This window comes from Pararobbsia alpina, assembly GCF_902859895.1.
GTDB classification, from domain to species: domain Bacteria; phylum Pseudomonadota; class Gammaproteobacteria; order Burkholderiales; family Burkholderiaceae; genus Pararobbsia; species Pararobbsia alpina.
This window is the reverse complement of sequence record NZ_CADIKM010000019.1, coordinates 1-14,607: the sequence shown is the minus strand read 5'-3', so window position 1 is coordinate 14,607 and position 14,607 is coordinate 1. Positions and strand designations below refer to the sequence as shown.

11 protein-coding genes are annotated in these 14,607 nt (G+C 63.7%); 9 read left to right on the top strand and 2 right to left on the bottom strand.

Features of this window, described 5'->3' with window-relative positions; all coding sequences use genetic code 11:
* The 3 genes from HV670_RS18015 to HV670_RS18005 all read left to right on the top strand — a co-directional run bounded on the left by HV670_RS18015 (position 1) and on the right by HV670_RS18005 (position 4,509).
* Positions 1-1,221 carry a DUF3443 domain-containing protein gene (locus tag HV670_RS18015; RefSeq protein WP_175106171.1) on the top strand — a complete coding sequence of 407 codons (1,221 nt, stop codon included), beginning with the start codon at positions 1-3 and terminating at the stop codon, positions 1,219-1,221.
* 95 nt (positions 1,222-1,316) lie between these two features.
* On the top strand, positions 1,317-3,980 hold the full coding sequence (locus tag HV670_RS18010) for a mechanosensitive ion channel domain-containing protein (protein ID WP_246257646.1): 2,664 nt from the start codon (positions 1,317-1,319) through the stop codon (positions 3,978-3,980).
* Positions 3,981-4,086: 106 nt separating this feature from the next.
* Complete coding sequence (locus tag HV670_RS18005) at positions 4,087-4,509, top strand: helix-turn-helix domain-containing protein (protein WP_343054463.1); 423 nt, start codon at positions 4,087-4,089, stop codon at positions 4,507-4,509.
* A gap of 65 nt (positions 4,510-4,574) precedes the next feature.
* Here HV670_RS18005 and fghA read toward each other — a convergent pair whose 3' ends face one another.
* Both fghA and HV670_RS17995 read right to left on the bottom strand, forming a co-directional pair.
* The gene (gene fghA, locus HV670_RS18000) at positions 4,575-5,447 is read right to left on the bottom strand and encodes an S-formylglutathione hydrolase (protein ID WP_175106170.1); all 873 of its coding nucleotides are present in this window, start codon (positions 5,445-5,447) and stop codon (positions 4,575-4,577) included.
* Positions 5,448-5,460: 13 nt separating this feature from the next.
* On the bottom strand, positions 5,461-6,567 hold the full coding sequence (locus tag HV670_RS17995; RefSeq protein WP_175106169.1) for an S-(hydroxymethyl)glutathione dehydrogenase/class III alcohol dehydrogenase: 1,107 nt from the start codon (positions 6,565-6,567) through the stop codon (positions 5,461-5,463).
* A 137-nt stretch (positions 6,568-6,704) separates the two neighbouring features.
* Between HV670_RS17995 and HV670_RS17990 the strand changes: the two genes are divergently transcribed.
* From HV670_RS17990 to HV670_RS17965, 6 genes are all read left to right on the top strand, one after another.
* A complete protein-coding gene (locus tag HV670_RS17990; protein WP_175106168.1) occupies positions 6,705-7,028 on the top strand; it encodes a hypothetical protein in 324 nt (107 codons plus the stop codon).
* Entirely contained in the window at positions 7,025-7,285 is a 261-nt protein-coding gene (locus tag HV670_RS17985; protein WP_175106167.1) for a hypothetical protein, read from the top strand. The genes HV670_RS17990 and HV670_RS17985 overlap by 4 nt, the downstream gene beginning before the upstream one ends.
* A gap of 6 nt (positions 7,286-7,291) precedes the next feature.
* The gene (locus tag HV670_RS17980; protein ID WP_175106166.1) at positions 7,292-9,121 is read left to right on the top strand and encodes a PepSY-associated TM helix domain-containing protein; all 1,830 of its coding nucleotides are present in this window, start codon (positions 7,292-7,294) and stop codon (positions 9,119-9,121) included.
* A gap of 336 nt (positions 9,122-9,457) precedes the next feature.
* Positions 9,458-12,916 (top strand): DNA translocase FtsK, encoded by a 3,459-nt coding sequence (locus HV670_RS17975; RefSeq protein WP_425511439.1) that lies wholly within the window; start codon positions 9,458-9,460, stop codon positions 12,914-12,916.
* 199 nt (positions 12,917-13,115) lie between these two features.
* The gene (locus tag HV670_RS17970; RefSeq protein ID WP_175106164.1) at positions 13,116-13,868 is read left to right on the top strand and encodes a TerC family protein; all 753 of its coding nucleotides are present in this window, start codon (positions 13,116-13,118) and stop codon (positions 13,866-13,868) included.
* A gap of 117 nt (positions 13,869-13,985) precedes the next feature.
* Entirely contained in the window at positions 13,986-14,387 is a 402-nt protein-coding gene (locus tag HV670_RS17965; RefSeq protein ID WP_175106163.1) for a DUF805 domain-containing protein, read from the top strand.
* Positions 14,388-14,607 lie beyond the last annotated feature (220 nt).

Here is a 14,607-nt window from a genome sequence, read left to right as displayed (position 1 = left end):
GTGCGCACACTCTTATCGACTGCCGCGCTTGCCTGCGCGTTCCTGCTTGCGGCATGTGGGGGTGGGGGTGGTGGCGGCGGCGGGACGCCCGCCGCCGTACAGGCCGCGGCTCCGTCCGCCAACGTCGCGGTCATCACGGTCGATGCCGGCCCCGTGGTCAACGGATCGAACACCGCTCGCCCGAATATCCCGACCGTCTCCGTGACGATCTGTGTCCCCGGCACGGCCAACTGCCAGAGCGTCGATCATGTTCAGATCGATACCGGTTCGGCCGGCCTGCGCCTTGTGAACACGCCGGCGCTCGCCGCCCTCGGACTGCCTGAGGAAACTGCGTCCAACGGCGGCACACTTGCCGAGTGCGCGCAGTTTGCCGACGGCGTGACCTGGGGTACGGTGCGCACGGCGGACGTTCGGGTGAGCGGAGAGATCGCCGGCAATATCCCGATCCAGATCATCAACGACGCCGCCACGCCCAACGTGCCGTCCGCTTGTTCTAATTTCGGGTCGCCCAAGCAAAGCGTGAACGCACTCGGCGCCAACGGCATCCTCGGTCTCGGCACGCTGGCCGTCGATTGCGGCCCCGCATGCGCCCAACAGGTTGTGGGGCTCTACTATGGCTGCACTTCCGCTTCGAGCTGCCCCGAGATCACGGTGCCCGTCGCGCAACAGGTGCCGAACCCCGTCACGCACTTCGCCACCAACAACAACGGCACGCTGGTCCAACTGCCGGCAATTGGCGCACAGGGGGCCGCCACCGTCCAGGGCAGCCTGATTTTCGGGATAGGAACGCAGGGCAACAACGCGCTGGGCAGCGCCCAGGTTTATACGACCACGGCGGGTGGCGTCTTCACCGCGACCTATAACGGCACGACCCTCAATAGGAGCCTGCTCGATACAGGCTCGAACGCCCTGTTCTTTCCCGACAGCTCGATCGCGGTCTGCGCCAGCAATGCACCGGGCTTCTACTGCCCTGCGACGACGGTGCCAGTCAGCGTCAAGATGACAGGCATGAATGGTGCCACCACGACCGTGAATCTTTCGGTCGGCAATGCACTGGCGCTGTTCTCGGCCAGTGGCGCGTTCGCATACAACAACATCGGCGGCCCGTTCCCGGGAATGACTTTCGATTTCGGGTTGCCGTTCTTCTATGGACGTTCTGTCTATACGGCCATCACAGGCGCGAATACGCCCGGCGGCGCGGGACCTTACGTGGCGTTTTAGGAGGCGGGGCGGACGAATTCTTTACAATAGACCGTCATGGGCGACCCGCGCGCTCCGCGATGTCCCCCCTGCCTGTTCATGAACTGACGGAATCTATGCCTCGTTTTTTTACCGCGCTTCTTTTCCTCCTTTCCTTCCTGGCCTACAGCGTCACCGCGACGGCCGCCCCTGTGCCGCCCGCAGCGGCAAGTGCCGCGTCGAGCGCGGCAGCTCCTGTCGCGCTGACTCCCGAGCAGGCACGCCATGCCCTGAGCGTTCTCAATGATCCACAGCGGCGTTCCCAGATCGAGGACACCTTGCGTGCCGTGGCCGCCGCAGGGGCGCTTGCAGCGCCGGCGCCGGCTGCGAGCGCCGCGCCCGCGGCCGCGGCGGCCCCGGCTAGCGCCGCATCGGGAGTCGCCGCCGCCTTCAAGTCAAACGGGCTCGTGACCCAGCTTTCACGCCAGCTTGCCCATTGGATTCAAACGATCGCCCACGAAACGCGGCATTCGCTGTTCGTACTGCTCGATCTCCGCTCGGTACGCGAATGGTGGACCGAGCAGATGCGTACCCCCAGCGGCATGTCCTTGCTGCTGGGCATCGGCTGGGCCATGCTGGGCACGCTGGTACCGGCCGCCGTCATCGAAGGGCTGTTGGCGCGCGTGCTCGTCAAACCGCGCCGGAGGATTACCGCGCGCGCCAACGCCGACGCCGAGGCGCAACGAGCCGATGCCGCGCTTACACCAGCTCAGCGCGAAGATGCCCACAACGAACAGATCGCAGCAGCCTTGAAAGGCGATGAGAAGGGAGTCCGGCAGCCGATCTCGCAAACGCGTACCGCCAAAGGCAAGCTCCACGCCCTGCGGCACTGGGCGCTGTTCCGCAGGATGCCGGCCGCCTTGCTGAATACCCTGCTTGCGGCCGTGCCCGTCGTCGGCTTCGCGCTGCTGGCCTCCCTGATGTTGTCGATTTTTACGGACGACGGCTCGATTGCCGAAGATGTCGTGTCTCGGCTCGTCGAAGTCTATGTGATCTGCCGAGGTGTGCTCGTCATCGTCAATCTGTTTGTCACACCGCGCTCGCCGGGGCTGCGCCTCTGGCAAATCAGCGACGCGTCGGCCATTTTCTGCCGGCGCTGGATGCGCCGACTCGTCGCCGTGATCGGCATCGGCGGTGCGCTCGCGCGAGCGCTGATGCCTCTGGGCCTCAGCGAGGACGCGCGCATCGCCATCATGAAACTGACTGCGCTGATCGCTCACATCATGGTCGCGACCGTGATCTTCAAATGCCGTCACCCGGTCGGCAACTGGCTGCGGCAATCGACGGCTTCGCATCGGCCGCTGTCGCATCTCGGCAACTGGCTCGCCGATATCTGGGCCGGCGTCGCGGTGTTCTTCGTGCTTGCGCTCTGGCTGATTTGGGCACTCGACGTCAACAACGGCTTCGAGACGCTCGTGCACCTCGGCGGCCTGTCGCTCGCCGTGCTCATCGCCGCACGGATGGTCGCGATCGTTGCGCTCGGCGCGCTTGCCCACCTGTTTCGCGTCAGCCAGGGCGACGAGGAAGCGGCCGGGACGCCAGCGGGCGTGTCGGGCCAGGTCACGAATGGAACTTCGTCCGGGACATCGAACAATGCCCCGGGCGGATCGCCGGCACCGGCCGAAGAACCCTCCATCGTGCAGCGGCGCGCGTACCGCTACTATCCCATGGTGCGGCAATTCGTCTCAGCCGTGATCGGCGTCATCGCGGTACTGGCCCTGCTCGATATCTGGGGGGTACATCTGCTGCGCTTCCTCGCCGCGAGTCCGATCGGGCACCGGCTGCTCTCCGCTCTCATCACGATCGGGATCGCCGCGTCCATCGCGGTGCTGATCTGGGAGGCCGTCAATATCTCGTTCGAGCGGCGCTTGCACATCTGGACGGATCGCGGCGAATTCGCGCGTGCCTCGCGCCTGCGCACCTTGATGCCGATGCTGCGCAGCGCGCTGCTGGTCGCGATCGCGCTGATCGTCGGGCTTACGGGTCTCAGCCAGATCGGTGTGAATACCGCCCCTTTGCTGGCAGGAGCAAGCATCTTCGGAGTCGCGCTCGGCTTCGGCTCGCAAAAGCTCGTGCAGGATTTCATCACGGGCATCTTCCTGCTGATGGAAAACGCGATGCAGGTCGGCGACTGGGTAACCGTCGCCGGCGTATCGGGCAGCGTCGAGTACTTGTCGATCCGTACAGTGAGGCTGCGCGGCAGTGACGGGTCGCTGTTCACGGTGCCTTTCAGTTCGGTGACGACGGTCAACAACGTCAACCGCGGCATCGGCAATGCCTCGGTCCGGATCAATATCGCGTATGGCGCGGACGTCGAGCGGGCGACCACGATACTGAAGTCGATCGGCGACGAGTTGCGCGCCGAGCCCGATTTCAAGGATGGCATCCTGTCGGACTTCAGCTTCTGGGGTGTCGATGCGGTCGACGGCGCGGCCGTCACGCTCGCGGGGCAAATCCAATGCCGTGACTCGATGCGCTGGCCGGTTCAGCGTGAATTCAATCGGCGCATCCTGGCGCGCTTCACGGCCGAAGGCATCGAAATCGCCAACCCCCTACGCAATGTGATGATCTCGGGGCAACAGCCGCCCGATGCCGCACAAACCGAGGGATCGACGGCAAGATCGACATCGGGCCCGTCGAACGTCACGCAGGCGCCCGTGGCCCCGGCAGGCGAGGCCGCATCCGAGGGGCGCGCCGGTTCTACTGGCCCGGCCAGATCAACGGATTCCGCTACGCGTTGAGATGCCATGCACCCATGTCACGCACTGCAGACTCTCGTCAGGTCAACTAATCTGAAGGGCCTGCCCGCTCGCCTCGAGAGCGGGCTGCACACGGATCGATCGAATCATGGCAAACGAAGAAGGCAAGGCCGGGGCCGCTGAAGACGCGAACTCCGGGGTAAGTGGAACGATGGACGCAGCCATTGACAAAACACATGATGCAACTGCGGGCATCGACCTCGCCGAAACGGCCAATCCGCCGGGCCGCGCCGAGTCCTCGGATGCGATCGATCCTGCCATTGAGACTCTGCTGGGTCAGCTATGGGAAGCGGCGAACGAGAGCAGCGGCAAGACCTGGTCCCTTGCCAAACTCAGCAAGCGCGCGCAGATTCCACAGAGCTCCCTGCGGCGCTATCTGACCTCGCTCACCGAAGCCGGGCTCGTGACCGTCACGCTCGACGAAACCGGCCTGGGTTCATCGGCACTGACTGAGTTTGGCCGGTCCGTCTGCGCGGACCTGTTTGGCACGACCGGACCGGCCACGCTTTAGGCCATCACGTAGAGGGATGAGCGGCGGCGCGGGCCACGGAGCCCGGCGCCCTTGTGCTGATCGTGCTAGGCCTTGAGGTGTCGCGCATGATGCGCGATGTGGTCGCCCATGAAGCTCGAGATAAAGTAATAGCCGTGGTCGTAGCCCGCATGGCGGCGCAGTTTGAGCGGCTGCGAAGCCGCGCGGCACACGGATTCGAACTCGTCGATGCGCAGTTGTGTCGCGAGGAACTGGTCGTCGAGCCCCTGGTCGACGAGAATCTCGCCGTCGAAACGCGCATTGAGCTGGCCGATCAGCGCCGTTGCGTCGTGGTGCAACCAGTCCTCACGATGTTCGCCGAAGAATGTGCCGAACGCCTTGGCCCCCCATGGACAACTCGCCGGCCCCGCGACCGGCGCGAATGCCGACACAGACCTGAACACGGACGGATTGCGCAAGGCAAGCGTGAGCGCGCCATGCCCGCCCATCGAATGGCCAAAAATGCCGATGCGCGCCGCGTCGAGATTGAAGCAGCCGGTCACGACGCGCACCAGTTCCTCGACCACATACGAATACATCCGGTAGTGGTGATTCCACGGCGGTTGCGTTGCATCGACATAGAAACCCGCGCCGACACCAAGGTCCCAATGATCCGTCTCGCCCGGCACGCCGGCGCCGCGTGGACTGGTATCCGGCGCGATCAACGCGATCCCGTGCTCGGCCGCATAGCGCTGCGCGCCCGACTTGATCGGAAAGGTCTCTTCATTGCAGGTGAGACCGGCAAGATAGATCAAGGCCGGAAGCGGCGCACCGCTGTCGATGCCGGGTGGCAGATAAACCGAGAAACGTGCGGGCAGACCCAGCGCCGCCGAGCGATGCCGGTAGAAACGCTGGCTGCCGCCGAAGCTGCCGTGCGCGCTGATCAGTTCGAGTTCGGCCGTCGTCGCGACAGTCGTCATGGTCAAGGTCCCTTCAGTACAGCACGACCGAACGAATCGACTCGCCCGACTTCATGAGGTCGAAACCTTCGTTGATCCGTTCGAGCGGCAAGCGATGCGTGATCAGGTCGTCGATGTTGATCTTGCCTTCCATATACCACTCGACGATCGTCGGAACATCGGTGCGGCCTCGCGCCCCGCCGAACGCCGAGCCCTTCCATTCGCGGCCGGTCACGAGCTGGAAAGGCCGCGTGCTGATTTCCTGTCCCGCCGCAGCCACGCCGATAATGAACGACTGGCCCCAGCCCTTGTGCGTGCATTCGAGCGCCTGACGCATCGTCGTCACATTGCCGATGCACTCGAACGAATAATCGGCGCCGCCGTCCGTCAACTGGACGATCTCGTCGACCACGTTACCGACTTCCTTCGGATTGATGAAGTGCGTCATGCCGAACTTCTTCGCGAGCTCGACACGGCTCGGGTTGATGTCGATGCCGATGATCTTGTCCGCGCCGACCATCTTCGCGCCCTGGATCACGTTCAGGCCGATGCCGCCGAGGCCGAACACGACCACATTGCTGCCCGCCTCGACTTTCGCCGAGTAGACGACCGCGCCGATGCCCGTCGTCACGCCACAGCCGATGTAGCAAACCTTGTCGAACGGCGCGTCTTCGCGGATTTTTGCGACCGCGATCTCCGGTACGACGATGTAGTTCGAAAACGTCGACGTCCCCATGTAGTGAAACAGGGGCTTGCCGTCGAGTGAGAAGCGCGAAGTCGAGTCGGGCATCAGGCCCTTGCCTTGCGTCGACCGGATTGCCTGGCAGAGGTTGGTCTTACGTGACAGGCAGAATTTGCACTGGCGGCATTCGGGCGTATAGAGCGGAATCACGTGATCGCCCTTGCGCAGGGTGCTCACGCCCGCGCCCACGTCAACCACGATGCCCGCACCCTCGTGACCGAGAATCGCAGGGAAGATCCCTTCGGGGTCGGCCCCCGACAACGTGTAGTAGTCTGTATGACAAATCCCCGTTGCCTTCACTTCGATCAGCACCTCACCGGCGCGCGGACCTTCGAGATCGACTTCCTCGATCGTGAGGGGTTGCCCGGATTTCCACGCAATCGCTGCTTTAGTCTTCATCTCGCCGCCTTTAAGATATTCAGTACAGGGCGCTAGTTTAGTCAGCAGTCGTGAGGCGTGCAATGTACTGCTTGAGGGGCGACGGTGTGTTATATATGCGAAAAGTTCGCATCTGTAAGGATTGTCACACTCGCCCTATGCAACCCCTGTTTGGATCACCGTTCGCCTTCATTGCGGGTGTCCTCTTCTATCTCGCCTCACCCCGCCAGCAGATCAAGGCGCAGATCCAACGGCGCCGTACGCTCCTCGTCGCAGGAGCGCCGTGCGGCCTCGCCGGCGCGGCGCTCTGGCACGGCTGTGCGAACCGGCCCGCCGTGCTTTGCGCGACGATTACGACACTCGCGGCAAGCCTGTCGGCTATGCCTTTCATTGGCATGATGGCAAGCAGACGTGCGAAACTCGCTTCCCCGGCAGACGCCCGCCCCAGTGCTCGCGTGAACCGCCCGACAGGAACTCCATGAGGCTTCGGCTCTGCATGATCGTCCTGCTTTCCTTGCCGCTCGCGATCGCGCTCAGCGGCGCGTTCGCCTGGGCAATGCCGGGTGGATGGCAGCGCTCGGGGATTCTGGCAATCGTGCTGTTCCTCCCGCTTTGGATCGGCATCCAGTGCAGCGCGTTTGCACTGTCTTCGACTTCACGCGTGGTGATCGTACTCGGCTGCAGCAACTTTATCGGATTCGCCCTGCTTTTCGCGGCGCGAGCGATGCATACCTCCTGAACCGACATGCGTGCACCGACACTCCGGGCATTCCAATGGCTGCACACCTGGGCGGGAATCTGCGCGGGCTTTGTCCTCTTCATCTCCTTCCTCGGCGGCACGCTGACGATGTTCCACGAGGAAATCGGGCGCTGGGAACGCCCGGCATCACGACACCTGCCCGTTGATGGCGGGCCCGCCCAGCGGCTCGTTGGCACGCTTGTCGCGTTGCATCCGACGTCGGCCGACATTTTCGGCGTGGTGCTCGCCAGCGAGACTCACCGGGAACCGTTCGTTTACTGGGAAGAAGGCGGCAACTGGAAGTACGCGCGCCTGGCACAGGGCGGCAAGTCGATCCTCGATACTTCGCTCGGTTTCGACGATTTCAGCGAGGATTCGCTCGGCGCAGCCGAGCAGGCTTCGGCTGCCGAGGCGGCGGCCCGCGCGCAAGCTTCCGCCGAGCGTGTACCGGCTGCGGCAATGCGTTCACCGGAACAAGCCGAGGCCTCGGGCACTGCCGGATCGCAATTGTCGAACGCGATCCGTGCGGCGCGAGCGTCCTCTTCAGCCGACGCGGGCGCAAGCAGCGATCTCCCGGTGCAGCGACTGGCAGCCGGACATCAATCGGGCGGCACCATCATCACGTTGGTCGATCACGACACCCTCGACTTGAGCACCGCGCCGGGACTGGCGGAATTCATCGACAAGCTCCACTACTCGCTCGCCTTGTCCAAGCCCGGTCTCTATCTGCTCGGGGTCGTTGCGCTGATGTTCGGAGTCGCACTCGTGTCCGGCATGGTGATTCACTGGCCCCGTCTCGCGCGGGACCTGTTCGCGCAGCGGCCCGGCGCGAACATCAAGCTGTTCTGGCAGCGCACGCACAACGCGGTCGGCGTGCTTGCGCTGCCTTTTCACGCCATCATCGCGCTCACCGGCAGCGTACTGTGCCTCGGCCTGGTCGCCGTGATGCTGTTCAACACGATCGCTTTCGACGGCAAGCTGATGCGCGAGATCGTGGCGATGCGCTCGGCCGCCCCTTCCCTGCCCGTGACCGCCGTGCCGGGCGCACCCATGTCGGTCGATCAGCTTGTTGCTCGTGCCCGCTCCGAAGTCTCGACTTTCACGCCGCGCTGGATCGCCTATACACGCTATGGCGCCGACGACGGGTTCGCCGAAGTCTGGGGCGATAGCGAACGCGCGCCCGGCTCGCTCGGATCCGTGACACTGCGGCTCAACGACGGGGCGTTGCTCGCGAGGCAAACCGCTGCGATGCGCGACGCGCACCATACCGTGTCGAGTGCGGTCTTCGGCCTGCACTTCGGAACCTATGGCGGCCTGGCGGTCCGCTGGATCTATTTCGTACTGGGCATCGCGGGCGCCGCGCTGATCTTCACCGGCAACTTGCTGTGGCTCGAAGCGAGACGCAAGCTCGGGTCGGACAAACAATCGCTTGCGACCCTCAATATCTCGCGCGCGACGGTTGCAATCTGTATTGGGAGTTGCGCGGCGATTGCGGCCGGATTCGACGCGGCGTTGTTACTGCCTTCGATCGAGACCTCAAGTGTCTATCTCACGGTGCTCGTGTTGTCCATCGTCCTGTCGTTCACCGGTGCACCGATCGCCACCGCGCGCGATCTGCTGTTCGCGACGGCGCTCTTCTGCCTTGCCATCCCGTTTCTCGACGCCGCGCTGACACCGGACAACCTCTTCAGCCTCGTGATGCGGGGTGACTGGCAACTCGCGAGCATCGATCTCGCCGGGCTGGTGTTCGCCGCCATCTTTGCCGTCGCGTCGATGCTTGTGAATCGACGCGGCCACCGGGGCGATCCGTTCAGTGTCTGGTCGATGAGGAGCTGACGTTGCGATGCGGTGGAGCTTGGGTATTTGAGTGCTTGGATGCTTGGGTGCTTGGGTGCTTGGGTGCTTGGGTGCTTGAGTGCTTGAGTGCTTGAGTGCTTGAGTGCTTGAGTGCTTGGATGCTTGGATGCTTGGATGCTTGGATGCTTGATGGCTACGGTGCGCCGAGATTCAGAGATTCCATGCGCCGGACGGGCTTGAACAGGTAAACTCGGGCGCTTTGGAGTGCTGCCTCGGTCGAGATGCGTAATGCATGCCCCTCGCATGAAGGTATCGCTCAGCTTCTTTTGCGTTCCATAGCCAAGTATGCACAACGTCGTTTCCGGCTGGTTCGGATTGTCAGCAATATGGTTGGTGGTGCTCGTCTGGCGCCTGGTACTGGCCCGGCTGTCGGGCGGCGGAGCATGGCAAGGTCCAGGCACGCTGCGCACATGGATCGGTGCGGTCTGCGTGCTGCTCGCAAGCGGCGTGCTCGAAGCCGGCGTCTGGTCAAAGCTTGCCCCCGCTTCGGACATCGATCGCGTCGGCCGCGCCTTGCTTGACGCGTTCGGATATGGCGGCGGCGGCGTCGCCGGCCTCGTGGGCCTGGGTGTCGGTTTGCCCTGGCTGTTCGGTACACGACTGAGCACGCTGGTCCTCGACCTCATCGGCAACACGGAGCGCGATCCCTCGCCCCAGCCGTCGTCTCGACGCGCACCGGCAGACTGGGACGGGCGTTCGTCTGGCCCGCGTTCGTTTGGCCTGCCCGGGTCGCCTTCGGGTCGCGCCCGCCGACAAGCGGAAACGTCGGAAATCGGCACGGCAGGCACGACGACGGATCGCCCTGCGTCGAGCGGCCTTCGCGCGCCGGGCGAACTCGGCAGCGGGCGGCGACCCGGCACATTCAGGTCGACTGCGGACCGTGCGGCCACTCTGTCAACTGCTCAGTCAGCCGCTCAGTCAGTCATTCGATCGGCGACCCAGTCGGCCACTCATTCAGTCGATCATCCGGTCAATCATTCGCCGGCTCACCCGGTTCATCATTCAGCAAGCCGTCCGACAAACCAGAAAGCAGCTCTTTCGGCGAGCCAACCGGTAAACGTGCCTACGAAACGCGATGGCAGATCGGAACGCGCTTCGGAAAAGACAGGGACCGGGCCGATGGGGAACACACCCTTCGCCCCCCGCGTTCGGAACCCACCACCGGCGCCTGCGGCTCCAGCAGTGGTGGCCCTGCAGCCGGGTATCGAAGCGAAAGCCCGGAGAGCCGCGGCGGCGGCGGCGCGGCGCGCAGTTTCAGTGGCCGGCGTGCCGACCGTTCACGCTTCCGCTTTCGGTGCCACAGCGGCCCTGGACAGCGCGCCTTCCGCACGCAGTCTCGCCGAAACATTCCGCGCCGTCGAGGAGATGGCCTCTCAATGGCCCGCTCTTGCGAGCGCGGCGCGCAACCCGGCAACGCGTCCCGCCGTCGGTGGGAACAAGACAGCCGTCGCGCCAGTGGCAACTCATGCGGCAACCGATGCCGTGGCCCGTGCCGCCGCGGATGCAAAGGCGAACCCGATATCGCTGGCGCCATTGACCGACGAGCTCCGGGTCATCCCGACGCCGGATGAAGTCATGCAGCCGTCGCGCGCCGATGAAGCGCTACTCGTTTTGCCGGAAATGGCGCTTGAAGCTGAGCAAACCGATGTGCGAGCGGACATGCAGGCGGACGCGCAAGCCGACGTGCAAACCCATGCGCAAGTCGACATGCAATCCCACCCGCAGGTCGACACGCGGCCCGACGTGCAGACCCATGCGCAAGTCGACATGCAATCCCATCCGCAGGTCGACACGCGGCCCGACGTGCAGACCCATGCGCAAGTCGACGTGCAAGCCCATCCGCAGACCGACATGCAGACCGTGCAGACCCATGCGCGAGCCGACGAGCAAGCCCATCCGCAGGTCGACCTGCAGGACGACGTGCAGACCCAAGCGCGAACCGACGAGCTAGCCCATGCGCAAATCGGCATGCAGCAGTTCGACATGCAAGCCGACACACAAACAAGCGAGGCAAGCGGCCTATCTGGCGGAGTTTCCGTGAGCCTGACGCCGCACCGGCCACTCCTTCCGCCTGACGATGATATCGACGTCCTCGACGGTATGTCGTTACCCTTCGTACCTTCGCTTGCTCCTCCTGTCGAGCCCCCCGTCGTCCACTCCTCGCTGAGCCGGTTCGCACCGCCGGCCAATGAGCCGCTGATTCCAGGCTTCACGGTTCAGCGGGCTCCCGTACCCTCCGCCCCGCCGGCCGGACAACTGATAACGGAGTTCGAGTTCCATCCGCCGAGTGCTTCGCACGTCGAGCTGCCGGGCCTCGATCTGCTCGCGAGCGCCGAGGATCTCGTCGAACCTGCCTCGGAAGCACACCTCGCCGAGACGGGCCAGCTGATCGAACAGCGCCTCAAGGAGTTCAAGGTGCCCGTCACTGTGGTCGGCGCTTCGGCCGGTCCGGTCATCACGCGTTTCGAAGTGGAGCCAGCGCTCGGCGTACGCGGTGCACAAATCGTCGGTCTCATGAAAGATCTGTCGCGCGGCCTCGGCCTGACGTCGATCCGCGTGGTCGAGACGATTCCGGGCAAGACCTGCATGGGCCTGGAACTACCGAACCCGAAGCGGCAGATGATCCGCTTGTCGGAGATCCTCGCGAGCGATGCCTACCGTGCGTCGCCCTCTCACCTGAGCATCGCGATGGGCAAGGACATCACCGGCACGCCCGTGGTCACCGACCTCGCGCGCGCACCGCATATGCTGGTGGCCGGAACGACCGGATCGGGCAAGTCGGTCGCGATCAACGCGATGATCCTGTCGCTGCTCTACAAGGCCGCACCGGCGGACGTGCGCTTGATCATGATCGATCCGAAAATGCTCGAGCTTTCAGTCTACGAGGGCATCCCGCACCTGCTCGCGCCTGTCGTCACCGATATGAAACTCGCCGCCAACGCGCTGAACTGGTGTGTCGGCGAGATGGAAAAGCGCTACCGGCTGATGTCGGCGCTCGGTGTGCGCAATATCGCGGGCTTCAATCAAAAGCTCCGCGATGCCGAGCGGGCCGAACGCAAGATCGGCAACCCGTTCTCGCTGACCCCGGATGCTCCTGAGCCACTCTCCCCGCTGCCCTTGATCGTCGTCATCATCGACGAACTGGCCGACCTGATGATGGTGGCCGGCAAGAAGATCGAGGAACTGATCGCACGTCTCGCACAGAAGGCGCGGGCATCCGGCATTCACCTGATTCTCGCGACGCAGCGTCCGTCGGTCGATGTGATCACCGGCTTGATCAAGGCCAATATCCCGACGCGCGTGGCCTTCCAGGTATCGTCGAAAATCGATTCGCGCACGATCCTCGACCAGATGGGCGCAGAGTCCTTGCTCGGCCAGGGTGACATGCTGTTCCTGCCGCCGGGTAGCGGAGACCCGCAGCGTATTCATGGTGCGTTTGTCGCCGACGACGAAGTGCATCGGGTCGTCGAATACCTGAAGCAATTCGGTGAGCCGGAATACGAGTCAGCGATCCTTGATCCGGGACCCGGCGAAGGCGCCCCGGCCGATCTGTTCGGCGAGATGCCCGATCCGGAAGCCGACCCCTTGTACGATGAGGCGGTCGCATTCGTGCTGCGCACACGGCGCGCATCGATCTCGTCTGTGCAGCGTCAACTGCGCATCGGCTACAACCGGGCCGCGCGGCTCGTCGAGCAGATGGAAACGGCCGGGCTCGTGTCGGCAATGGGTATCAACGGCAGCCGCGAGGTGCTCGGCGCCGGACCGGCAGAATAGACAATGCGCGGTGGTCGCTGGAATCGGGACGGTGCAAATGGCGGACACCGCGAAGTCCCGATCCCATGCAACCGAGCCGGTCGGAGGTCGAGAACGTGCGCGCCGAAGGGACTTCAGCCATCCCGGAAATAAAAAGGCGCTCCACAGCAGCGTCGCATACTGGCAGAATCCGTTCTTTGCAGCTAACGATCGGCTTTCAATGAACAACCTCTTGATTCTCGTGCAGGACCCCGCCGCCTGGGCCGCGCTTGCTACACTGATCGCCATGGAAGTGGTGCTCGGCATCGACAATCTGCTGTTCATTTCGATCCTGACCAACAAGCTGCCCGCCGTGCATCGCGAAAAGGCACGCCGGATTGGTATCGGCCTGGCCCTCGTGATGAGGCTCGCGCTGCTCGCGACGGTATCGACGGTCGTTCAAATGACCGAACCGGCCATCGCGGCATTTGGGCGCGGCTTTTCCTGGCGCGACCTGATCCTGATCGCCGGCGGGCTCTTTCTCGTCTGGAAGTCGACCAAGGAAATTCACCACCATATCGCGCCCGAACCCGAAGGCTCGCATGGGGCTCAAGGCGGCGGCAAGGTGCCGGCCGGCTTTACCGCGGCGATCGCCCAGATTTTGGTTCTCGATCTCGTGTTTTCGGTCGACAGCATCATCACCGCGGTCGGGATGACCGAGCATATTCCGATCATGTTCGCAGCCGTGATCGTCGCCGTCGCCGTCATGTTGTTTGCCGCGGCACCGCTTGCGAACTTCATCAACCGGAACCCGACCATCGTGATGCTCGCGCTCGGCTTCCTGCTTGTCATCGGTATGACATTGATCGCAGACGGTTTCGGCACGCACGTCCCGAAGGGATACATCTACGGCGCCATGGCTTTCTCGGCACTTGTTGAAGGGCTTAACATGCTGTCGCGGCGCGCACGTGCCAAGCGTGAGCTCAGTGAGTGAGCACCGCTTGAGCGCATGGCTGTGGCATCGGCAAGCAAGCCTGCATAGGCGCGGCTTGAGCGATTGTATGAGGGACTGAAATTCATTCCCTCATGGATTCGATCAGCGGAGGTGAGTATGGATTGGTATCTGAAAGTGCTGAAGGCCTACGCGGTGTTTTCAGGACGTGCGAGGCGCAAGGAATACTGGATGTTCGTCCTGATCAGCGTGCTCGTTGCAATCGGATTGGCCTTGCTCGATGTGATCCTGAACCTGCGGCTCGGCGGCGGCAAGGGGCTGCTCAGCACGCTCTATAGTCTTGGCGTCCTGATTCCCGCGCTCGCGGTCGCTGTGCGCCGGCTGCACGATACCAATCGCAGCGGCTGGTGGCTGCTGCTCGGGCTGATTCCCATTGTTGGCTCGCTCGTGCTGCTGGTGTTCTTCGTACTCGACAGCACACCGGGCACCAATCGCTTCGGTCCGAATCCCAAGAGCGACGATGCGGCCCCTGGGCATTCGCTGACGGATCGAGCCGCGTAAAACACCGAAGACTCCGGTTTTGCGGAGCACCAAGCATTTTTCGGAGCACTCGAGCTGCGTAAAACACCGAGACTCCGGTTTGCGGCGCACCAAAGCATTTTGCGGAGCGCCAAAGCAAAAAGCCCTGCTCGATTGAGCAGGGCTTTCTGGGGTGTAACAGCCTGACGATTACCTACTTTCACACGGGAACCCGCACTATCATCGGCGTGGAGTCGTTTCA